This window comes from Streptomyces sp. NPDC046860 (assembly GCF_040645115.1).
Taxonomy (GTDB): Bacteria; Actinomycetota; Actinomycetes; order Streptomycetales; family Streptomycetaceae; genus Streptomyces.
Map to the genome: position 1 here is coordinate 58,665 of NZ_JBEYXQ010000026.1, position 21,051 is coordinate 79,715.

The 21,051-nt window shown below is 71.2% G+C and carries 17 protein-coding genes and 1 pseudogene; 11 read left to right on the forward strand and 7 right to left on the reverse strand.

Going from position 1 to position 21,051, the window contains the following annotated elements:
• Positions 1 to 27: 27 nt before the first annotated feature.
• From ABZ898_RS27365 to ABZ898_RS27375, 3 genes and pseudogenes are all read right to left on the reverse strand, one after another.
• A pseudogene (locus ABZ898_RS27365) lies at positions 28 to 1,287 on the reverse strand (sugar ABC transporter substrate-binding protein); the annotation flags it as partial.
• Positions 1,288 to 1,406: 119 nt separating this feature from the next.
• A complete protein-coding gene (locus ABZ898_RS27370) occupies positions 1,407 to 2,405 on the reverse strand; it encodes a LacI family DNA-binding transcriptional regulator (RefSeq protein WP_361664318.1) in 999 nt (332 codons plus the stop codon).
• A gap of 105 nt (positions 2,406 to 2,510) precedes the next feature.
• Positions 2,511 to 3,146 (reverse strand): hypothetical protein, encoded by a 636-nt coding sequence (locus ABZ898_RS27375; RefSeq protein ID WP_361664321.1) that lies wholly within the window; start codon positions 3,144 to 3,146, stop codon positions 2,511 to 2,513.
• A gap of 241 nt (positions 3,147 to 3,387) precedes the next feature.
• Between ABZ898_RS27375 and ABZ898_RS27380 the strand changes: the two genes are divergently transcribed.
• From ABZ898_RS27380 to ABZ898_RS27390, 3 genes are all read left to right on the forward strand, one after another.
• Positions 3,388 to 4,044: a helix-turn-helix transcriptional regulator gene (locus ABZ898_RS27380; RefSeq protein WP_361664323.1), complete on the forward strand. Its 657-nt coding sequence runs from the start codon at positions 3,388 to 3,390 to the stop codon at positions 4,042 to 4,044.
• A 32-nt stretch (positions 4,045 to 4,076) separates the two neighbouring features.
• Positions 4,077 to 4,625 (forward strand): toxin-antitoxin system, toxin component, encoded by a 549-nt coding sequence (locus tag ABZ898_RS27385; protein WP_361664368.1) that lies wholly within the window; start codon positions 4,077 to 4,079, stop codon positions 4,623 to 4,625.
• Positions 4,626 to 4,774: 149 nt separating this feature from the next.
• The gene (locus ABZ898_RS27390) at positions 4,775 to 4,993 is read left to right on the forward strand and encodes a hypothetical protein (protein WP_361664326.1); all 219 of its coding nucleotides are present in this window, start codon (positions 4,775 to 4,777) and stop codon (positions 4,991 to 4,993) included.
• Positions 4,994 to 4,999: 6 nt separating this feature from the next.
• On the opposite strand, the gene ABZ898_RS27395 is transcribed toward ABZ898_RS27390, so the two are convergent.
• On the reverse strand, positions 5,000 to 5,677 hold the full coding sequence (locus ABZ898_RS27395) for a 4'-phosphopantetheinyl transferase superfamily protein (RefSeq protein WP_361664371.1): 678 nt from the start codon (positions 5,675 to 5,677) through the stop codon (positions 5,000 to 5,002).
• A gap of 283 nt (positions 5,678 to 5,960) precedes the next feature.
• Here ABZ898_RS27395 and ABZ898_RS27400 point away from each other — a divergent pair, with 283 nt between their 5' ends.
• A complete protein-coding gene (locus tag ABZ898_RS27400) occupies positions 5,961 to 7,097 on the forward strand; it encodes an ATP-grasp domain-containing protein (RefSeq protein WP_361664329.1) in 1,137 nt (378 codons plus the stop codon).
• Positions 7,098 to 7,253: 156 nt separating this feature from the next.
• On the forward strand, positions 7,254 to 8,939 hold the full coding sequence (locus ABZ898_RS27405) for a carbohydrate binding domain-containing protein (RefSeq protein ID WP_361664331.1): 1,686 nt from the start codon (positions 7,254 to 7,256) through the stop codon (positions 8,937 to 8,939).
• 53 nt (positions 8,940 to 8,992) lie between these two features.
• Here ABZ898_RS27405 and ABZ898_RS27410 read toward each other — a convergent pair whose 3' ends face one another.
• The gene (locus ABZ898_RS27410) at positions 8,993 to 10,330 is read right to left on the reverse strand and encodes a 6-phospho-beta-glucosidase (protein ID WP_361664334.1); all 1,338 of its coding nucleotides are present in this window, start codon (positions 10,328 to 10,330) and stop codon (positions 8,993 to 8,995) included.
• 252 nt (positions 10,331 to 10,582) lie between these two features.
• Here ABZ898_RS27410 and ABZ898_RS27415 point away from each other — a divergent pair, with 252 nt between their 5' ends.
• Positions 10,583 to 11,995, forward strand: a complete 1,413-nt coding sequence (locus tag ABZ898_RS27415; RefSeq protein ID WP_361664337.1) for a glycoside hydrolase family 16 protein — start codon at positions 10,583 to 10,585, stop codon at positions 11,993 to 11,995.
• Positions 11,996 to 12,063: 68 nt separating this feature from the next.
• Here ABZ898_RS27415 and ABZ898_RS27420 read toward each other — a convergent pair whose 3' ends face one another.
• Together ABZ898_RS27420 and ABZ898_RS27425 are read right to left on the reverse strand one after the other, a co-directional pair.
• Positions 12,064 to 12,990 (reverse strand): hypothetical protein, encoded by a 927-nt coding sequence (locus ABZ898_RS27420; RefSeq protein ID WP_361664340.1) that lies wholly within the window; start codon positions 12,988 to 12,990, stop codon positions 12,064 to 12,066.
• Between the two features lie 116 nt (positions 12,991 to 13,106).
• Positions 13,107 to 14,012, reverse strand: coding sequence for an AraC family transcriptional regulator (locus ABZ898_RS27425; protein WP_361664343.1), 906 nt, complete (start codon positions 14,010 to 14,012; stop codon positions 13,107 to 13,109).
• 144 nt (positions 14,013 to 14,156) lie between these two features.
• Here ABZ898_RS27425 and tkt point away from each other — a divergent pair, with 144 nt between their 5' ends.
• The 5 genes from tkt to pgi all read left to right on the forward strand — a co-directional run.
• The gene (gene tkt, locus ABZ898_RS27430; RefSeq protein ID WP_361664347.1) at positions 14,157 to 16,232 is read left to right on the forward strand and encodes a transketolase; all 2,076 of its coding nucleotides are present in this window, start codon (positions 14,157 to 14,159) and stop codon (positions 16,230 to 16,232) included.
• 34 nt (positions 16,233 to 16,266) lie between these two features.
• Positions 16,267 to 17,409 (forward strand): transaldolase, encoded by a 1,143-nt coding sequence (gene tal / locus ABZ898_RS27435; RefSeq protein ID WP_361664350.1) that lies wholly within the window; start codon positions 16,267 to 16,269, stop codon positions 17,407 to 17,409.
• Positions 17,409 to 19,103 carry a glucose-6-phosphate dehydrogenase gene (zwf, locus tag ABZ898_RS27440; protein ID WP_361664353.1) on the forward strand — a complete coding sequence of 565 codons (1,695 nt, stop codon included), beginning with the start codon at positions 17,409 to 17,411 and terminating at the stop codon, positions 19,101 to 19,103. Before tal ends, zwf begins: the two co-directional genes overlap by 1 nt.
• Complete coding sequence (opcA, locus tag ABZ898_RS27445) at positions 19,100 to 20,023, forward strand: glucose-6-phosphate dehydrogenase assembly protein OpcA (RefSeq protein ID WP_361664356.1); 924 nt, start codon at positions 19,100 to 19,102, stop codon at positions 20,021 to 20,023. Before zwf ends, opcA begins: the two co-directional genes overlap by 4 nt.
• Positions 20,023 to 21,051 (forward strand): glucose-6-phosphate isomerase (pgi, locus tag ABZ898_RS27450; protein WP_361664359.1); only part of this gene is annotated, 1,029 nt, incomplete at its 3' end. The genes opcA and pgi, both read left to right, overlap by 1 nt.

Genomic DNA, 21,051 nt, shown 5'->3' on the forward strand with positions numbered 1-21,051 from the left:
TCAGCCCCGCGCCAGGATGCTGTCGACACCGTCGAGCACCGAGTAGATCTGCTGGGCGTGCGGCGGCTCGATCTTCATGTCCAGGCTCTGGTTGCCGTCCAGGAAGGTCTGGTAGTTCTCCACCGGGACGTTGGCGTTGGCCTTCTTGACCTGCTGGTCCTTGGCGTCGGCGGCTCCGGTGAACAGCCGCGGCTCGGGCAGGCCCACGGGCGCGTCGTTCTTCTTGGCGCGGGCGTAGTCGCCGAGGAAGCCGTCTCCGGGCGTGAGGAACATGTGGTCGAGCCACTTGAGGCCGGCGCGGATCTGGGCCGGAGTGGCCTTCTTGTTGAACATGTAGCCGTCGCCGCCGATGAGGGTGCCCTTGCCGCCGGGCATGGGGGCGAGCGCGAGGTCCTTGTAGTCGCCGCCCTTCTCCTTGACGAGGATCGGGATGTTGTCCGGCGCCGAGAGGTACATGCCGAGCTTGCCCGAACCCATCATCTGCTGGGCGTCGTTGATGACGAGGAGCTGCTTGCTGCCCATGGAGTCGTCGGCCCAGCGCATGTCGTGCAGGTTCTGGAGCACGGCCCTGCCCTCGGGGGTGTCGACGGTGGCCTTCTTGCCGTCGGCGCTGACGACGTCGCCGCCCTGGGAGTACAGCTCGGCGGTGAAGTGCCAGCCGCCCTGGTTCTGCGCGCTGTAGTCCGCGTACCCGACGGTGCCGTCGCCGAGTCCGGCGATCTTCTTGGCGGCGGCCCGGACCTCGTCCCAGGTGGCCGGGGGCTTGTCGGGGTCGAGGCCGGCCTTCTGGAAGAGGGCCCGGTTGTAGATCAGGCCCATCGAGTAGCCGGTGCGCGGGATGCCGTAGACCTTGCCGTCTACGGTGTAGATGTCCCGCAGCTGCTTGCTGATGCTGTCGTAGCTCCCCAGTTCCTTGAGGTACGGGGTGAGGTCGGCGGCCTGGCGGATGTCGACCACATGCCGGGCGTCGGTGAAGTAGGTGTAGAACACGTCCTCCATCTGGCCGCCGGCGAGCTTGGCGTCGAAGGTCTTGGGGTCCTGGCAGGGGAACGCGTCGTGGGCGACGACGTCGATGTCCGGGTGGGCCTTCTCGAAGGAGGCGATGTCCTCCTCGAAGAACCCGCGGTCGACCTTGGCGCTCTTGGGCGGCTCGCAGTTGACGGTGATGCGGGTCTTGCCGCCCGCCGAGCTGTCGTCGCCGTCCGAGCCGCACGCGGCCGCGGTGAGGGCGAGCGAGGAACAGACGCCGATCGCGGCGACGGTACGGCGGAACCCGGTGCTTCTCATCGGTGGACCCCTCAAGGCAGGAGCGGTGGGCGCCGCACACTCAAGCACCGACGACACCGGGCCGCAAGATGTCGCGCAGAATCTGTAATTATTCGACAGCCGGACGGCTCCCGGTGCTCTCAGTCGCGCGGCGCTTGCGCGGTGGAGCCCCGGACGACCAGCTCGGGCTCGAACAGCAGCTCCTCGGCCGGGACCGCGGTGCCGCCGATCTGCGCGTTCAGCAGTTCCACGGCGGCGCGGCCCATGGCCTCGATGGGCTGGCGCACGGTGGTGAGCGGGGGCTCGGTGCAGTTCATGAAGGCGGAGTCGTCGTAGCCGACGACCGAGACGCTTCCTGGCACGTCGAGCCCCTTGCGCCGGGCGGCCCGTACGGCGCCGAGCGCAAGGGGGTCGCTGGCGCAGATGATGCCGGTGACGCCCCGGTCGATGAGCCGGGAGGCGGCGGCGTGGCCGCCCTCGATGGAGAAGATCGCGCGGGCCACGCGGTCGTCCGGCAGATCACCCGCGAGGGCGCGCGCGGCGGCGAGCTTGCGGGCGGAGGGCACGTGGTCGTCGGGGCCGAGGACCAGCCCGATGCGCTCGTGGCCGAGGGAGGCGAGGTGGCGCCACGCCTGTTCCACGGCGACCGTGTCGTCGCAGGAGACGGCGGGGAAGCCGAGGTGCTCTATCGCGGCGTTGACCAGCACGACCGGGATGCTGCGGTCGGCGAGCCGGCGGTAGTGGTCGTGCGGGGCGTCGGCCTGGGCGTACAGTCCGCCGGCGAAGACGACTCCGGAGACCTGCTGCTGGAGCAGGAGTTCGACGTAGTCGGCCTCCGAGACGCCACCCTTGGTCTGGGTGCACAGCACCGGGGTCAGGCCGAGCTGGGCCAGCGCGCCGCCGATGACCTCGGCGAAGGCGGGGAAGATCGGGTTCTGCAGCTCGGGCAGGACCAGGCCGACCAGGCGGGCGCGTTCGCCGCGCAGCTGGGTGGGCCGCTCGTAGCCGAGCACGTCCAGGGCGGTGAGGACGGACTGCCGGGTGGCTTCGGAGACTCCGGGCTTGCCGTTGAGCACCCGGCTGACCGTGGCCTCGCTGACCCCGACCTTCTTCGCCACTTCCGCAAGTCGTCGCGTCATGCGCGCAAGGGTAGCGCAACTTACGCAAGCGGTTTGCGTAACCGGGACGCCCGCTGGTGCGGATGACCCGGCGCCGCCGGTGACCTGAACACCGACGGGGCCGGGTCAGGTCTGCGGGGTGCGGACGACCGTCAGGTGCGCGCGCCGGGCGGCGGACGGCTGCCGGGGGATCATCGTCAGCCGGCGGTGCCCCAGGTCGCGCAGCAGGGGCGGGGTCTCGTCCACGACCCGGCACTCGGCGGTGCCCCGGCGCGGGTCCGGGTGGTGCAGGAGGCGTACGGCGCCGTCGAGCCTGGCGGCGCTCTCGCCGACGGCGCGCATCCAGTGCGGAAGGCCCTGCCGGTAGGCCGCCTCCATGATCGGGTCGCGGGCCACGTCCCGGCGGATCGCCTGGAGTCCGTGGTCGTGGCAGTACCCCTCCAGCGCGGTTTTGAGCTGGGCCAGCATCGGCAGGCACCAGGCCGGCTCGTGCTCGCCGAGCACGCGCCCCGCGTCGGGGTGGAAGAGGACGAACCTCAGGAAGTTGTCGCCGGGCATCGCCGTGGGGTGCTGCCGCACCTGCGCGAAGAGGGCGGCGAAGGCGTCGTTGGCCGCCACGACGTCCCAGCGGTGGTCCACGACGAAGGAGGGGAACGGGGCAGCCTCCACCACGGCCGCGTAGTCGTCCAGATACGCCCGCGCCTCACAGCCCTCGGGGACGGACCGGGAAACCGGCCGCCGTCCTCCCGCCTGATGTGCCATCGGGTGGTCACCCCTCTTGCCCTGGCCGCAGCACGCGGCGCTGCGATCCTGCTGCCCCGACGAGAGCCGTGTCAACTATCGTGGCATTTCATGCCTGTTGACGGCTGAAATTCGCCACAGTTGTGGCGAGACCTGGATGGGAGTTCGAACCACGGGCTACTCTCCGGGATGTTCACGGCGGCCAGGGGTGACAAGCGCGCCCGGTCTCGCGCGGCCCTTGAGAGACGTAGGAGTTCTGTCGGTGACGGATGGCTACGAGAATCCGGGCACCGCGGCGACCGCTCAGCTTCCGGCCGTCGCCGCCCGCGTCACCGCGCTCGCCGACCGGCTCGGCGTCCCGCACGGCGAGGTCTTCGACACCGCCCGGCTCTCGGCCGGCAGCGGGGTCCCGGAACCGGTCGTCAAGGCGCTGCTGTGCGGCCGCCCGGCCGGCGAACCCGACGTACAGGCCCGTTTCCTGCAGCGCCTGGACCTGCTGCGCCGCACGAGACTGAAGCCCGGCGGGCGCAGATACACCCAGCAGGAGATCGCGGACGGCGCGGGCATGTCCCGGCAGCAGGCGGGCGCCCTGATCAACGGCGACCGCCGTCCCACCATGGAGCACTGCGACGCCATCCAGCGCTTCTTCCACGTACACGCCGGCTTCCTCACGGCGGAGGACCCCGAGGCCCTGGCGGGCGCGCTGCAGCACATCGAGCAGGAGCTGCTGCAGAAGCTGGCGGACCGGGAGCGGGCCGCCTCCGGTGCCGCCCAGGACCCCCTGGAACGGCTGCTCCAGGACCACGGGGTGCGCGGGATCGCCTGGCGGGCCGCCCAGCTCCCCACCGACCAGCACCGGGACAAGGTCGCGGAGTGGCTGGACATGCTCCTGGAGAGCGTCCGGCAGCCGGAGTCGTGAACGGGATGAGGCCGGCGGGCATCGCACGGGGCATGCGGCGGCTCTGCGCCGAACTGGTCGGGCAGGTCGACCGGCGGTCCGCCCCGGTGCCGCCCGAGGAGCTGTACCGCTCGCTGTGCTCGGCGATGAGCCGCAGACGCGGGCGTCCGGTGCACTTCCGTACGGCGGTCTTCCCGCCCGGCACGGCCAGCGGGCTGTGGCTGGACATGACCGACCGCGATCTGGTCGTGGTGGAGGAACGCACCGCCGCCGACCACCAGTTGGTGATCCTCGGCCATGAGCTGTGGCACATGCAGGCCGACCACACCGGCCACCGGTCCGCTGTGCCCGGGATGGGTGTGGCCACCCGGCTGCTGACCGACGACACCGACCGGGAGGCGTTGCAGGCGGCCGTGCACCGGGTCGCCGCGCGCACCCGGTTCGACCAGGACGAGGAACGGGACGCGGAGACCTTCGGCCTGCTGCTCGCCAGCAAGTGCCGTACCCGGATGCGGGGTTCGTCGCTGAGCGGCCCGGTGCGCCGGGACGACGTGGCGGGGCGCATCGGCACCTCGCTGGGGTATCCCGGCCCGCAGGGCTGAGCGCGGGCCTGAGCCGTCCGGGCGACGCCGGGCGGGCCGGAACCACCGCGTTGTCAGTGGCGGACGGCAAGCTGGGACCCTGCGTGCCGCGAGGGGCGGTACGTGGCGCCAGCGTGCGCGAACCGTGCCGCCGACCGGGGAGCCGACCGATGCCGACCGCCGTACTGACCGACCGTGAGCGCACCGCCGTCCAGGCGTACCTGCGGCTGCTGCACACCGTCCGCGCCACCCTGGACAGTCCGCCGGACGCGGTCCCGGTCATGGTCCCGCCGGCCGTCCTGGCGGAGGCCGAACAGGCCCTGGCGGGCGCGGGTCTGACGGGCAACGAGGGCGAGTTCTTCGAGCTGCTGCGGGCCTGGTGCCCGTAGTCCGGGTCAGGGCGCCGGTACCGCCACCACCGTGAGGACCAGGCCGTCGCCGGTGAGCCAGTGGCCGGTGAAGCCGGTCAGGCGGGTGCCGCCCACCGAGGGGCCCTCGACCAGGAGGCGGGCGTGGAAGGTGCCCCGGCCGTCGTGCGTGGGGAGGAGTTCGATGTCGGCCTCCAGGAAGTCCAGCCAGGAGCGGGTCAGCGGGAACCACGCCTTGTAGACGGACTCCTTGGCGCTGAACAGCAGCCGGTCCCAGTGCACGCCGGGGCGGGCCGCGGCCAGCGCCCGGTGGCGGTCCCGTTCGGCGGGCAGGGAGACGGAGTCCAGCACGCCCTCCGGCAGCGGTTCGTGCACCTCCGCGTCGATGCCGAGGGAGGCCAGGCCGCCCGTACGGGCGAGGGCCGCGCCCCGGTAGCCGTCGCAGTGGGTCATGCTGCCGAGCACGCCGTCCGGCCAGAGCGGGGCGCCGCGCTCGCCGGTCGGCACGGGCGCCGGGGGCAGGCCGAGCTTCTCCATCGCGCGCCGCGCGCAGACGCGTACGGAGGCGAACTCGCGCTGCCGCTTGGCCACCGCGCGGGCCACCAGCACCCGTTCCTCCGGGAAGAGCACGGCGTCCGGGTCGTCGTCCGGCGGGCCGTAGGACTCCACGGCGACCACCGCGTCCGGCAGCAGCTCCTCGATCACCCGGCACCCGACCTTCCACGACAGTGTGCGAAGCGGCACCACGACAGCACACCGGCCCCGGGACGGGCAAGAGCCGCCCGTGCGCGCGGGGTGCCGGACTCCCTGCGGGCCGGGTGAATCCGTAACACGCGCGTTGCACGAACGGCTCCGCGCAGGCCGTATGATCGCCCCAACACTCACCGCCCAACTCCCCTTTTTCGAGGGCGGTTTGGTGTCCCTTCCTTCCTCCTGTCCGGGCGCGGACCACTCAGTCGTGCCCGAAAACGCCCGAAAGGCGGCCCGCATGGTCTCTCGCGTACGCGTATGGCTCAACCGCACGTACGCGGAGAACGTGTTCTTCATGGATCAGCTGCGGAGAAACCCCAGCGACCGCGCCGTGGAGATCCACGCGACGCACGGCGACCCGGACTCCCCCGTGCTGGCCGCCGCCGACACCGCCGCGCTGGAGCCGGAGGGGCTGTCCCCGGCCGGGTACGTCGAGTACGCGCTCGACCAGTGCGCGCGGCGTGGCATCGATGTCTTCGTGCCCCGGCTGCACCAGACCGCGATCGTGGCGCACCGCGCCGACTTCGCCGCGGTGGGCACCGCCCTGCTGGCTCCGACGCCCGAGGCGGTGGCGGTCTTCGAGGACAAGGTGACCGCGTACGAGGTGGTCCGCTCGGTGGGCGTGCCGGTGCCGCCGTGGTTCCGGGTCCGCACGGCGGACGAACTGATTTTCGCGGTCGAGGAGCTGGAGGGCGCCGGGCACAAGGCGTGCTTCAAGCCCGCCTCGGGCGCGGGCGGCGTGGGATTCCGGATGATCACCCGTTCGCCGTTCTCGCTGGCGAACCTGAACGGCTTCCCGAGCCCGTACGTGCAGCTCGACCTGGCCGTGTCGGCGCTGCGCGAGGCCGAGGAGCCGGTGGACCTGCTGGTGATGCCGAGGCTGGAGCAGCCGGAGGTGTCGGTGGACTGCCTGACCGGCCCGGACAACCGCGTCCGGCTGATGGTGGGCCGCACCAAGAACGGGCGGCGGCGCGGTTTCACCCTGGACGAGCGCTGGCTCGCGCCGGCCCGGCTGATCGCGGAGGGCTTCGGGCTGCACTACCTGTCCAACATCCAGTTCCGCATGCTGGGTGACCGGCCGGTGCTGCTCGACGTCAACACCCGCGCGGCGGGCGGGCTGCACCAGCTCTCCCTGTGCGGCGTCAACGCCCCCTGGGCAGCGGTCCAGCTGGCGCTGGGCGAGGACCCCGGCACGGTCGAGCCGCCGTTCCTGGGGCAGGACTACGCGGTGGTCTCCGGGCCCCGCCCGCTCGGTCCGGCGAACCTCGCCGGGCACGAGCACGAGCCCGAGGAGGCGGAGATGCGGCTGCCCGCGCCCGCGGCGCGGCTCGCCGCGTCGGCACCGGCATCGGCTGGAGCCGCTCTTCCTCTCTGACGGCCACACCCGCACCCGGTATGGACCAATCCCGCGCTGTCCCTTGACAGTTGGATTGGTCCACACCACTTTGGGGACGCACTCTCCGCAGGCCCGCTCCGCACTTCCCGCACCCCGGTGCACTCCCGAACACCCCCATACCAACAGGGAGATCGCGTGCGACACATCCTCGGGCGTCCCAGACGCCGGCTTCTCGCCCTGCTCGGCACCGCCGCTCTCGCGCTCGGCGGGGCCGTCGCCCTGCCGGGCACCGCGCAGGCGGCCAACGTGCTCACCAACCCCGGCTTCGAGTCCGGCGGCCTGTCCCCCTGGACCTGCTCCGGCAACCTCGGCTCGGTCGTCTCCTCCCCCGTGCACGGCGGCTCCAAGGCGTTGCAGGGAGCGGTGAGTTCCAGCGACAACGCGCGGTGCGCGCAGACCGTCTCCGTGAAGCCGAACACCACGTACACCCTCAGCGGCTGGGTCCGCGGCTCGTACGTCTACCTCGGGGTGGACGGCGGCTCCTCGACCTGGGCCTCCTCCCCCTCGGCGTACAGCCAGCTCAGCCTCTCCTTCACCACCGGCGCCTCGCAGACCAGCGCGACCGTGTACGTGCACGGCTGGTACGCGCAGGGTGCCTACCAGGCCGACGACATCAGCCTGGACGGGCCGGGCGGCGGGGGCGGCGGGGACACGCAGGCGCCGAGCACACCGGGCGGCCTCGCCTCCACCGGCAAGACCTCCTCCAGCGTCTCGCTGAAGTGGAACGCGGCGACCGACAACGTGGGTGTCACGGCCTACGACATCTACAGCGGCTCCAGCCAGGTCCTCAGCGTCTCCGGCACCAGCGCCACCGTCAGCGGCCTCTCGCCGAGCACGGCGTACACCTTCACGGTGAAGGCGCGCGACGCGGCCGGGAACAGCTCCGGGGCCTCCAACTCCGTGAGCGTGACGACCAGCGCGGGCTCGGGCGGCGGCACCGGCTTCAAACAGGCCGCGCCGTACCTGTACGAGGGCTGGGGCGACCCGCCGAAACCGGCGACGGTGATGAACGCGACCGGGGTGAAGTGGTTCACCATGGCGTTCGTGCTGGACTCGGGCGGCTGCAACCCCTCCTGGGACGGCAGCAGGGCTCTGACCGGCGGCGTGGACCAGACCGCGATCAACCAGATCCGCTCGGCGGGCGGTGACGTCGTCCCGTCGTTCGGCGGCTGGCAGGGCAGCAAGCTGGGCGCCAACTGCTCCTCGGCGAGCGCGCTCGCGGGCGCGATCCAGAAGGTGATCGACGCCTACTCGCTGAAATCGATCGACATGGACATCGAGAACACGGACGAGTTCGAGAACGAGGCCGTGCAGGCGAAGATCCTCACCGCGCTGAAGACGGTCAAGGCGAACAACCCCGGCCTGAAGACCATCGTCACCTTCGGCACGACGACCACGGGTCCGACCTACTACGGCAACCGGCTCATCGAGCAGGCCAAGTCGATCGGCGCCGACATCGACGTGTTCACCATCATGCCGTTCGACTTCGGCGGCGGCTCGGACATGTACGGCAACACGGTCAACGCGGCCGAGGGGCTGAAGGCCAAGCTGAAGTCGACCTTCGGCTGGGACGACGCCACCGCGTACTCCCACATCGGCATCTCCGGCATGAACGGCCTCTCCGACCAGCAGGAGAACACGACGCCGGAGATCTGGACGAAGATCCGCGACTGGTCCAACTCGCACCACATCGCCCGGCTCGCCTACTGGGCGGTCAACCGGGACCGGCCCTGCCCCGGCGGGGGTGTGGTGAGCAACTGCTCCGGCATCAGCCAGAGCACCTGGCAGTTCACCTCGATCACGGCCGGTTTCACCGGCTGACCGGGCACTGACCACGACGGAGGGCCGTTCGGCGGAACGGCCCTCCGTCGTGTTCACACCAGATACGCCAGCTCCGGGTGCGCGGCGGTGTAACCCTCGACCAGCCTGCGGGCCACGTTGACCGAGTCGACAAGGGGGTGCAGCGCGAACGCCTTCACAGCCGTCTCCCGCGACCCCGACTCGGCGGCGGCCAGCACCTCCCGCTCCACCGCCTTGACCGACCCGACCAGTCCGGCGGCGTGGCCGGGCAGCGGGTCCGTGGCCAACGGGTGCGCGCCGTCCGCGCCGACCAGGCACGGCACCTCGATCACCGCGTCGGCGTCCAGCGCGGCGAGCGTGGAGCGGTTGCGGACGTTCAGGATGAGGGTGGTGCGCTCGTCGCGGGCGATGGCCCGCATCAGCGCGAGCGCGACCTGCTCGTAGCCGCCCGACAGATCCTCCTCCTCGCGCTCCCCCGCCCCGGCGGTCTCCCGGTTCTCCGCCATGTACGTCGCCTCGCGCTCGGCGCGGGTGGCCTCCCAGGCGCCGAGCGCGGAGCCGCCGGGGCGCCGCGCGTCGGTGTAGAACCGGGACTGCTGCTCGCGCAGGAAGGCACCCCGGGTCCGTTCGGCCTCCTGGTAGGCGCGGACGGTCTCGCGGTTGAAGTAGTAGTAGTGCAGGTACTCGTTGGGGATCGCGCCGAGGGACCGCAGCCACTCCGGGCCGAACAGCCGGCCCTCCTCGAAGGAGCCGAGCCGGCCGGGGTCGGCCAGCAGGCGCGGCAGTTCGTCGCGTCCGGCGACGCGCAGGCCGCGTACCCAGCCGAGGTGGTTGAGTCCGACGTAGTCGACGAACGCCTCGCGCGGGTCGGCGCCGAGGGCGCGGGCGACGCGGCGGCCGAGGCCGACCGGGGAGTCGCAGATGCCGATGACGCGGTCGCCGAGGTGCCGGGACATGGCCTCGGTGACCAGGCCGGCCGGGTTGGTGAAGTTGATGACCCAGGCGTCGGGGGCGAGCCGGGCCACCCGGCGGGCGATGTCGACGGCGACGGGCACGGTACGCAGTCCGTAGGCGATGCCCCCGGCGCCGACGGTCTCCTGGCCGAGCACCCCCTCCGCCAGCGCCACCCGCTCGTCCTCGGCCCGCCCGCGCAGCCCGCCGACCCGGATGGCGGAGAACACGAAGTCGGCCCCGCGCAGCGCCTCGTCCAGCTCGGTGGTGGCCCGCACGACAGGCGCGTCCGGCACCCCGTCCGCCTGCTCGGCCAGCACCCGGGTGACCGCGTCGAGCCGCCCGGCGTCCACGTCGTGCAGGACGACCTCGTCCACCCGGCCCTCGCCGCGGTCCGCCAGCAGCGCGCCGTACACGAGCGGCACGCGGAACCCGCCACCGCCCAGAATCGTCAGCCTCACGTCTCAACCCTTTCCGGTGCGCGTGGTCCGATCATGGCATGGGGGGCAGGGGACCAGGCGGGACCGCTCATCCGCCCCGCCCGCACCCCACCCCCACACCCCCACCTTCAGATCGTGAACTCCCCACCCCCGCAACGACTTTCCTTGCTTCAACCCTTGACGCCCGGGGACCCGGGGAGCACATTGTCGGCACCTTGAGAGCGCTCTCAAAGGCATCCCCGCACTTCACCCCGTACCCCGGAAGGCACCCCCATGAGTGAAACCTCCGGTACCTCCCCGGCCGGCGGCAGACGCCGGCGTTCCGTCCGGCGGGCGCTGGCCGCCGCCATCGGCACGCTGGGCGTCGCGGCCGCGACCGCGCTGGCGGCCGTCGCCCCGGCCGGGGCCTCCGCGCCCACGCCGCCGTCCGGCTGGACCCAGGTGTTCCTGGACGACTTCAACGGCTCGGCCGGCTCCGGTGTCAACACCTCCAACTGGCAGTACGCCACCGGGACCTCGTATCCCGGCGGCGCGGCCAACTGGGGCACCGGCGAGATCGAGACGATGACCAACAGCACCAGCAACGTGGCGCTGGACGGCAACGGCAACCTGCTGATCACCCCGCGCCGCGACTCCTCGGGCCGCTGGACCTCGGGCCGCGTCGAGACCAACCGCACCGACTTCCAGCCCCCGGCGGGCGGCAAGCTGCGGGTGCAGGCGCGGGTGCAGATGCCCAACGTCACGGGCGCGGCGGCCAAGGGCTACTGGCCCGCGTTCTGGATGCTGGGCTCGCCGTTCCGGGGCAACTACTGGAACTGGCCCGGTGTCGGTGAGCTGGACATCATGGAGAACGTCCAGGGCCTGAACAACGTGTGGTCCACCATGCACTGCGGCACCAACCCCGGCGGCCCCTGCAACGAGACCACCGGTATCGGCAACTCCCGTCCGTGTCCCGGCAGTACGTGCCAGTCCGGGTTCCACACCTACGCGATGGAGTGGGACCGCTCGACCAGCCCCCAGCAGATCCGCTTCTACGTCGACGACGTCAACTTCCACACCGTGCGCGCCGATCAGGTGGACGCGACGACGTGGGCCAACGCCACGAACCACGGTTACTTCATCATCCTCAACGTGGCGATGGGCGGCGGCTTCCCGGACGCGTTCGGCGGCGGTCCGGACGGCGGTACCGTGCCGGGCCACCCGATGACCGTGGACTACGTCCAGGTGCTCCAGTCCGGCGGCGGTGGCGGCACCACTCCCCCGCCCTCCGGCAACCGCGACGCCTACGGCACCATCCAGGCCGAGTCCTACGACGGCCAGTCCGGCGTGAACACCGAGACGACCACGGACTCCGGCGGCGGCCAGAACCTCAGCCACCTCGCCAACGGCGACTGGGCGCAGTACAAGGGCGTCAACTTCGGCTCCTCGGCGGCGACTCAGTTCAAGGCCCGGGTGGCCAGTGGGGCGGCGTCGGGCGTGGGCGGGCTGGTGGAGGTACGGCTCGACAGCCGGTCCAACGCCCCCGTCGGCAGCTTCGCCCTCTCCGGCACGGGCGGCTGGCAGAACTGGCAGACGATCCCGGCCAACATCAGCGGGGTCACCGGGACCCATGACGTCTATCTGACCTTCAGCAGCGGCCAGTCGGCCGACTTCGTGAACCTGAACTGGTTCACCTTCGCCCACTGAACCGCCGGGCGGTTCACCCGCCGCACCGCCCGCCGGCGCCGGGCCCGGGAGCCCGGCGCCGGTTCCCGTCAGTAGTTCCAGCGGTTCCTGCTGCCCTCGTCCCGGCAGAAGATCAGCCGCCCGTTCCCCGCGTGGGTGGAGCTGCCGACGTCGGCGTTGCGGCAGAACTGGCCCGCGTTGTAGCAGTTCCCGGCGTTGGAGACGATCTCGCAGGTGGTGCCGGCGCCGCCGCCGCCGGAGGTGCTGGAGGAGGAACTGCCGGAGCCGCCGGAGGAGCTGGAGGACCCACCGCTACCGCTGTCCGCCGCGACCGGCGGCGCGTAGTCCGGGTCGTTGGTCTTGTCCTTGTACGTCCCCGTCGCCGACGGGCACCCGCTCTTGGTCAGCCACAGCGTGACATCCCGGTCGCCGACGACCTTCGTCCCGGCGTCCGGCGACTGGAAGCACACCTTCCAGTCGTCGTGCTCCCCGGCGACCCGCTCGTCCTTGTAGGACGCCTTGACGGAGATCTCACCCTTCGTCACCCCGCCGACGGCCGTGGCTGCGGCCGCGTACGTACGACCGATCACCCCCGGCATCGTCGGCCACGGGATCGGGCCGCCGTCCGCCTTGGGACACGGCGCCCCGGACGCGACGGCCCCGAAGTCGACGCTGTCCCGGCCGTACTTCTCGAAGCAGACCGTCCAGTCACCCGCCGGAGACGCGTCCTTGTCGCTCGCGTCATGTGCGGCGACGCGGTAGCCGCGCTCCTTCGCCACGCCGGTCGCGGAGGCGACCGTGCTGTCCACCTGGCTCTCCAGCAGGGCCGGTGTGGCCGTGACGGTCGCGGTGACCGTCACCGTGGGCCCCGGCTCGACGGCCGCCGCGGCCTTCTCGTCGTCCCCGCCGCCGCACCCGGTGACAAGAGCGCAGACCAGCAGCCCGGCCCCGACTCCCTTGAGCCACGCCTTGCGCGCGCCGCGAACCGGCGCCTGCGATCGTCCCGGACGATTCATGGGTCCCCCCTGAGCTTCTCTCGCACTGTGCGTGTGCGAGACCCGTGAAGAACCAGGGAAGTTGTCTTCACAACCAAAGCGAGACCGGACCGTGACATCGGGATGAAGGCCAGGCGTCAGCGCAGCTCCGCGCGGAACCCCACGGGCGTGACCCCGGTGTGCAGATGGAAGAACTTGGAGAAGTTGGCCGCGTCCGGGAAGCCGATCGCCGCGCCGACCCTGCCGATGGGCATGTCCGTGTGGGCGAGGAGGCGCTTGGCCTCCAGGATGACGCGTTTGTCGATGAAGCCCTTGGGGGTCTGTCCGGTGGCGGCGCGGACCGCGCGGACGAGGGTGCGGCGGGAGTAACCGAGCGCGTCCGCGTAGGCGTTGACGCTGTGGTTGGTGGCGAAGCCGCGCTCCACCGCGTCCCGGAACAGGGTGAAGGTGGTGTCCGCCTGCCCCCGGTCCGCCTCGGCGGAGCTGGCCGCGAGGTGGGCGAGGCGGAGCAGGAACGCGGTGAGGCTGTGCCGCAGGACGGCGGTGTGCAGGCTGAGCGGCAGGGTCGAGGTGTCCTCGTACTCGCGGCCGAGCTGGGCGAGGGAGTGCTTCAGCGCGGCGAGCTGCGCCGGGTCGGGGTGCAGCAGGGGCGGCAGGTCGTAGCGGTACAGGCCGGTGGCCTCGACGGTGGCGCGGGGCAGGAAGCCGGGCTGCATGGTCAGCACGGTGCCCCGGTACCGGCTGGTGCGGGAGAAGCGGTGGACCTGGCCCGGCCTGATCCAGAGCAGGTCGCCCTCGCCGGCCTCGTGCTCCGCGAAGTCGATCATGTGCCGGACCGGCCCCTCGGTGAAGAGCATCACCACGTGGAAGTCGATGCGGTGGACCCGGTCCAGCGGGGCATCCGCATGCCAGGTGCGGTCCTCCCCCATGGCGCCGACCTGCATGCCGACACCTCCGACGGCCAGCTCGGTCGGGAAGGGGAAGGTCCTGATGCCGTCACCGTCCGTGACACGGCCCGCACCTTGAGGCGATCTGTCCGCCATGTTCGATTTGCCGTTCCTATCAAGCGATCGGTGTCCCAGATTCACCACAGGCTGACACACCCCGACCTTTCCGCGAAAAAGTCAGACTTTTAAGTTTGAACGCGTTTGACCAGCATCCCTGCTTCTGAAGAGGACTTCTTGAAGATGAGCACGCAGACACCCGAGAGCTTCGACTGGACCGATCTCGACCGCCGTGCCGTCGACACGGCCCGGCTTCTCGCGGCCGATGCGGTGCAGAAGGTCGGCAACGGCCACCCCGGCACCGCGATGAGCCTCGCGCCTGCCGCGTACACGATCTTTCAGAAGGTGATGAAGCACGACCCGGCGGACCCGGAGTGGACCGGCCGTGACCGCTTCGTGCTGTCCCCCGGTCACACCTCGCTGACCCTCTACACCCAGCTCTTCCTCGCCGGCTACGAGCTGGAGCTGGACGACCTCAAGGCGTTCCGCACCCAGGGCTCCAAGACCCCCGGGCACCCGGAGTACGGCCACACGGCCGGTGTGGAGACCACCACCGGCCCGCTCGGCCAGGGTGCCGCCAACGCGGTGGGCATGGCGATGGCCGCCCGCTACGAGCGCGGTCTCTTCGACCCGGAGGCCCCCGAGGGCACCTCCCCCTTCGACCACACCATCTGGGCGATCGTCTCCGACGGCGACCTGGAGGAGGGCGTCTCCGCCGAGGCGTCCTCGCTGGCCGGCCACCAGAAGCTCGGCAACCTGGTCTTCCTCTACGACGACAACCACATCTCCATCGAGGGCGACACCGAGACCGCCTTCTCCGAGGACGTGCTGGGGCGGTACGAGGCGTACGGCTGGCACACCCAGCGCATCGAGCCCACCGCCGAGGGCGACGTGGACGTCCCCGCGCTGCACGCCGCGCTGGAGGCCGCCAAGGCCGAGACCGGCCGCCCCTCCATCATCGCCATGCGCACGATCATCGCCTGGCCCGCGCCGACCGCGCAGAACACCGAGGCGTCCCACGGCTCCGCGCTCGGCGACGAGGAGATCGCGGCCACCAAGCGCGTCCTCGGCTTCGACCCGGAGCAGACCTTCGAGGTCTCCGACGAGGTCCTGCGCCACGCCCGCCGCGCCCTGGACCGGGGTGCCGAGGCGCACGCCGCCTGGGACAAGAAGATCGCCGAGTGGCGCACCGCCCAGCCCGAGCGCGCCGCGCTGTTCGACCGCGTCTCCAAGGGCGAGCTGCCCGAGGGCTGGCAGGACGCGCTGCCGGTGTTCGAGGAGGGCAAGTCCGTCGCGACCCGTGCCGCCTCGGGCAAGATCCTCCAGGCGCTCGGCCCGGTGCTGCCGGAGCTGTGGGGCGGCTCGGCCGACCTCGCCGGCTCCAACAACACCACGATCGACAAGACCAGCTCCTTCCTGCCGAAGGGCAACCCGCTGCCCGAGGCGAACCCGTACGGCCGTACGGTCCACTTCGGTATCCGCGAGTTCTCCATGGCCGCGGAGATGAACGGCATCGCCCTGCACGGCAACACCCGCATCTACGGCGGCACCTTCCTGGTGTTCTCCGACTACATGCGCAACGCCGTCCGTATGTCGGCCCTGATGCAGCTCCCGGTCACCTACGTGTGGACCCACGACTCCATCGGTCTGGGCGAGGACGGCCCGACCCACCAGCCGGTCGAGCACCTCGCCTCGCTGCGCGCCATCCCGGGCCTGAACGTCGTCCGCCCGGCGGACGCCAACGAGACCGCGATCGCCTGGGCCGAGATCCTGAAGAGGCACGCCACCGACCCGGCCCCGCACGGTCTCGCGCTCACCCGTCAGGGCGTGCCGACGTACGCTCCGAACGAGGACGCGGCCAAGGGCGGCTACGTCCTCGCCGACTCCTCGACCGAGGTCCCGGAGGTGATCATCATGGCGACGGGCTCGGAGGTCCAGCTCGCGATGGCCGCCCGTGACGCCCTGGAGGCCGAGGGCACCGGCACGCGCGTGGTGTCCATGCCGTGCGTGGAGTGGTTCGAGCAGCAGCCGGCCGCCTACCGCGAGAGCGTCCTGCCCGCCGCCGTGAAGGCGCGCGTCGCCGTCGAGGCCGGCATCGGCCTGACCTGGTACCGCTTCACGGGTGACGCGGGCCGCATCGTCTCCCTGGAGCACTTCGGCGCCTCCGCCGACGCGAACACGCTGTTCGCCGAGTACGGCTTCACCCCCGAGAACGTCACCGCCGCCGCCCGCGCCTCGCTGGCCGCCGCGACCGCCTGATCCCACGCGACAAAGAAACACGCGACGAAGAAAGATGAGCACTGTGACCGAAGCAATCAGCACCCCCGGAGCCCTCAAGCGTCTCGCCGACGAGGGCGTGTCGGTCTGGCTGGACGACCTGTCGCGCAAGCGGATCACCTCGGGCGACCTGGCCGCCCTCGTGTCGGACGGCGGCGTCGTCGGCGTCACCACCAACCCCTCGATCTTCCAGGCCGCCATCGGCTCCGGCGAGGGTTACGAGGAGCAGCTCACCGATCTGGCGGTGCGCGGTGTCACGGTCGACGAGGCCGTGCGGATGATGACGACCGCCGACGTGCGCGACGCCGCCGACGTGCTGCGCGGCGTGTACGACGCCACCGACGGCCGTGACGGCCGGGTCTCCATCGAGGTCGACCCCCGTCTGGCCCACAACACCGTCGCCACGGTCGCCGAGGCCAAGCAGCTGTTCTGGCTGGTCGACCGCCCCAACGTGATGATCAAGATCCCGGCCACCGAGGCGGGCCTCCCGGCGATCACCGAGGTCATCGGCCTGGGCATCAGCGTCAACGTGACCCTGATCTTCTCCCTGGAGCGCTACCGCGCGGTCATGGACGCCTACCTGGCCGGTCTGGAGAAGGCCAAGGAGCGCGGCCTGGACCTCGCGCGGATCCACTCGGTGGCGTCCTTCTTCGTGTCCCGCGTGGACTCCGAGATCGACAAGCGCCTGACCGCGATCGGCACCGACGAGGCCCTCGGCCTGAAGGGCCGCGCCGCCCTCGCCAACGCCCGTCTGGCCTACGAGGCGTACGAGGATGTCTTCGCCTCCGCCCGCTGGCAGGCGCTGGCCACCGCCGCCGCCCACAAGCAGCGCCCGCTGTGGGCCTCCACCGGCGTGAAGGACCCGGCGTACAAGGACACCCTGTACGTGGACGAGCTGGTCGCCCCCGGCACCGTCAACACCATGCCCGAGGGCACGCTCAAGGCCACCGCCGACCACGGCGACATCACCGGTGACACGGTGACCGGCCGCTACGAGCAGGCCCGCGCCGACCTCGCCGCCGTGGAGAAGCTGGGCATCTCCTACGACGAGGTCGTCCAGCAGCTCGAGGACGAGGCCGTCGCCAAGTTCGAGGCGGCCTGGCTGGAGCTGCTGGACGCCGTGACCGAGTCCCTGAAGAGCAAGGGAGTGGACGCGTAATGACGAGCAAGTCAGGCGAGCCGAAGGCGGCGAAGTCCGCCGGGGCCGAGCCGAAGGCGGACACCGGGCCGGCCGCCGCGGCCGGGACCAAGGCGCGCGGGACGCGGACCAAGGCGAAGCCCGCCGCGGTCCGTGAGGCCGAGGACCTCCAGGTCCCCCTCACGCCGGCCGCCGAGTGGGACAACCCGCTGCGCGACCCCCAGGACCGACGGCTGCCCCGCATCGCGGGCCCGTCCGGCCTGGTGATCTTCGGTGTCACGGGCGACCTGTCCCGCAAGAAGCTGATGCCCGCCGTCTACGACCTCGCCAACCGCGGTCTGCTGCCGCCGGGCTTCTCCCTGGTGGGCTTCGCCCGCCGCGACTGGGAGGACCAGGACTTCGCGCAGGTGGTCCACGACGCGGTCAAGGAGCACGCCCGTACGCCGTTCCGCGAGGAGGTGTGGCAGCAGCTCGCCGAGGGCATGCGCTTCATCCCCGGCGACTTCGACGACGACACCGCCTTCGACCAGCTCAAGCAGGCGGTCGACGAGCTGGACGCCTCCCGGGGCACCGGCGGCAACTTCGCGTACTACCTCTCGGTGCCGCCGAAGTTCTTCCCCAAGGTCGTCCGGCAGCTCAAGAAGCACGGCCTGGCGGACGCCCCCGAGGGCTCCTGGCGCCGCGCGGTCATCGAGAAGCCGTTCGGTCACGACCTTCAGAGCGCGCACGAGCTGAACAAGGTCGTGCACGAGGTGTTCGAGCCGGACCAGGTGTTCCGGATCGACCACTACCTGGGCAAGGAGACCGTCCAGAACATCATGGCGCTCCGGTTCGCCAACCAGATGTACGAGCCCATCTGGAACCGGTCCTACGTGGACCACGTGCAGATCACGATGGCCGAGGACATCGGCATCGGCGGCCGCGCCGGGTACTACGACGGCATCGGCGCCGCCCGTGACGTGATCCAGAACCACCTGCTCCAGCTCATGGCGCTCACCGCCATGGAGGAGCCGATCGCGTTCGACGCGGACTCGCTGCTCACCGAGAAGCTGAAGGTCCTGAAGTCGGTCCGCCTCCCGGACGAGCTGGGCGAGCACACCGTGCGCGGCCAGTACGCCACCGGCTGGCAGGGCGGCGAGAAGGTCGTCGGCTACCTCGACGAGGACGGTATCGACCCCAAGTCGAAGACCGACACCTACGCGGCGCTGAAGCTGGAGATCGACAACCGCCGATGGGCGGGCGTGCCGTTCTACCTGCGGACCGGCAAGCGGCTGGGCCGTCGGGTCACCGAGATCGCGGTCGTGTTCAAGCGCGCCCCGCACTCGCCGTTCGACTCCACCGCCACGGAGGAGCTGGGCCAGAACGCGATCGTCATCCGCGTCCAGCCGGACGAGGGCATGACCGTGCGGTTCGGCTCCAAGGTGCCGGGCACCTCGATGGAGATCCGGGACGTGTCGATGGACTTCGCCTACGGCGAGTCCTTCACCGAGTCCAGCCCCGAGGCGTACGAGCGGCTCATCCTGGACGTGCTGCTCGGCGACGCCAACCTGTTCCCGCGCACCCAGGAAGTGGAAGAGTCCTGGAAGATCCTCGACCCGATCGAGCGCTACTGGAACGAGCACGGCAAGCCGGCGCAGTACGCGTCCGGCAGCTGGGGACCCGAGGAAGCGGACGAGATGCTCGCACGAGACGGACGGAGCTGGCGCAGGCCATGAAGATCGACCTGACCGACACCACGGCAAGCAAGATCAACAAGGCGCTGATCGAGGGCCGCCGCGCCATCGGCACCCCGGCCGTGGGCATGGTCCTGACGATGGTCATCGTCACGGACGAGGAGAACGCCTACGACGCCATCAAGGCGGCCGAGGAAGCCTCGCACGAACACCCCTCGCGCACCCTGGTCGTCATCAAGCGCCACGCACGCCTGCGCGACCGCACCGGCTCCCGGCTCGACGCCGAGGTCCGGGTCGGCTCCGAGGCCGGCGCGGGCGAGACGGTCGTCCTGCGCACCTACGGCGAGGTGTCCGACCACGCGGGTTCCGTGGTGCTGCCGCTGCTGCTGCCCGACGCCCCCGTGGTCGTCTGGTGGCCGGTGGACGCCCCGGAGGCCCCCGCGAAGGACTCGCTCGGCGCGCTGGCCCAGCGCCGGATCACCGACCTGTACGCGGTCGACAACCCGCTGGCGGTGCTGGACACCCGTGCCCGCACCTACGCGCCCGGCGACACCGACCTGGCCTGGACCCGGCTCACCCCGTGGCGTTCGATGCTCGCGGCCGCGCTGGACCAGGCGCGCGTCAAGGTGACGTCGGCCGCCGTGGAGGCGGAGGCGGAGAACCCGAGCGCCGAGCTGCTCGCGCGCTGGCTGGAGGCCCGCCTGCACGTGAAGGTGGACCGGGTGGTCTCCGACGGCCCGGTGGTCACCGCCGTGCGGCTCGGCACCGCGGACGGCGAGATCGTCATCGACCGCCCCGAGGGCCCCCTCGCCACGCTGACCCTGCCGGGCCAGCCGCCGCGCACCCTGGCCCTGAAGGTCCGCCCCACCTCGGAGCTCATCGCCGAGGAACTGCGTCGCCTCGACGCGGACGAGATGTACGCCATCGCCCTGACCGGCGAGGCACCCAAGGAGAACGCCTGATGTCCGACGTATCGTCAGACACCCCCAAGCTCACCCGGCGCCCCGAGTGGACGGCCCTGGCCGACCACCGCGCCGGCGGTCAGCCGCACCTGCGCGAGCTGTTCGCCGCCGACCCCGGCCGGGCCGAGCGCTATGTCGTCCGGGTGGGCGACCTGCACATCGACTACAGCAAGCACCAGGTCTCCGACGAGACCCTGGCCCTGCTCCAGGAACTGGCCGTCGCCACCGATGTGTTCGGGCAGCGGGACGCGATGTTCCGTGGTGACCGGATCAACACGACCGAGGACCGGGCGGTGCTGCACACCGCGCTGCGCGCGCCCCGGGACGCGGTGGTCGAGGTCGACGGGGAGAACGTGGTCCCGGCCGTGCACGCGGTGCTGGACAGGATGGCCGGTTTCGCCGACCGGGTCCGCTCGGGCGAGTGGACGGGTCACACCGGCAAGCGGATCAAGAACATCGTCAACATCGGTATCGGTGGTTCGGACCTCGGTCCGGCGATGGCGTTCGAGGCGCTGCGTCCCTTCACCGACCGTGGCCTGACCGTGCGGTTCGTCTCCAACGTGGACGGCGCCGACCTCCACGAGGCGGTCCGCGATCTGGACCCGGCGGAGACGCTGTTCATCGTGGCGTCGAAGACGTTCACGACGATCGAGACGATCACGAACGCCACGTCGGCCCGCACCTGGCTGCTGGACGCGCTCGGTGACGACAAGGCCGTGGCGAAGCACTTCGTGGCGCTGTCGACGAACGCGGAGAAGGTCACCGGGTTCGGTATCGACGTGGACAACATGTTCGAGTTCTGGGACTGGGTCGGCGGCCGGTACTCCTTCGACTCCGCGATCGGTCTGTCGCTGATGATCGCGATCGGCCCGGAGAGGTTCCGGGAGCTGCTGGACGGTTTCCACACCGTCGACGAGCACTTCCGTACCGCTCCGGCGGAGGAGAACGCGCCGCTGCTGCTGGGCCTGCTGGGCATCTGGTACGGCAACTTCTTCGACGCCCAGTCCCACGCGGTCCTGCCGTACAGC

Coding starts and splice junctions, on each gene's coding strand:
- ABZ898_RS27390 (WP_361664326.1), top strand. CDS start 4,775: ATGCCGACCGCCGTACTGACCGACCGTGAGCGCACCGCCGTCCAGGCG.
- ABZ898_RS27400 (WP_361664329.1), top strand. CDS start 5,961: ATGGTCTCTCGCGTACGCGTATGGCTCAACCGCACGTACGCGGAGAAC.
- tkt (WP_361664347.1), top strand. CDS start 14,157: ATGAGCACGCAGACACCCGAGAGCTTCGACTGGACCGATCTCGACCGC.
- ABZ898_RS27425 (WP_361664343.1), bottom strand. CDS start 14,012: ATGGCGGACAGATCGCCTCAAGGTGCGGGCCGTGTCACGGACGGTGAC.
- zwf (WP_361664353.1), top strand. CDS start 17,409: ATGACGAGCAAGTCAGGCGAGCCGAAGGCGGCGAAGTCCGCCGGGGCC.
- ABZ898_RS27420 (WP_361664340.1), bottom strand. CDS start 12,990: ATGAATCGTCCGGGACGATCGCAGGCGCCGGTTCGCGGCGCGCGCAAG.
- tal (WP_361664350.1), top strand. CDS start 16,267: ATGAGCACTGTGACCGAAGCAATCAGCACCCCCGGAGCCCTCAAGCGT.
- opcA (WP_361664356.1), top strand. CDS start 19,100: ATGAAGATCGACCTGACCGACACCACGGCAAGCAAGATCAACAAGGCG.
- ABZ898_RS27415 (WP_361664337.1), top strand. CDS start 10,583: ATGAGTGAAACCTCCGGTACCTCCCCGGCCGGCGGCAGACGCCGGCGT.
- ABZ898_RS27385 (WP_361664368.1), top strand. CDS start 4,077: ATGCGGCGGCTCTGCGCCGAACTGGTCGGGCAGGTCGACCGGCGGTCC.
- ABZ898_RS27370 (WP_361664318.1), bottom strand. CDS start 2,405: ATGACGCGACGACTTGCGGAAGTGGCGAAGAAGGTCGGGGTCAGCGAG.
- ABZ898_RS27375 (WP_361664321.1), bottom strand. CDS start 3,146: ATGGCACATCAGGCGGGAGGACGGCGGCCGGTTTCCCGGTCCGTCCCC.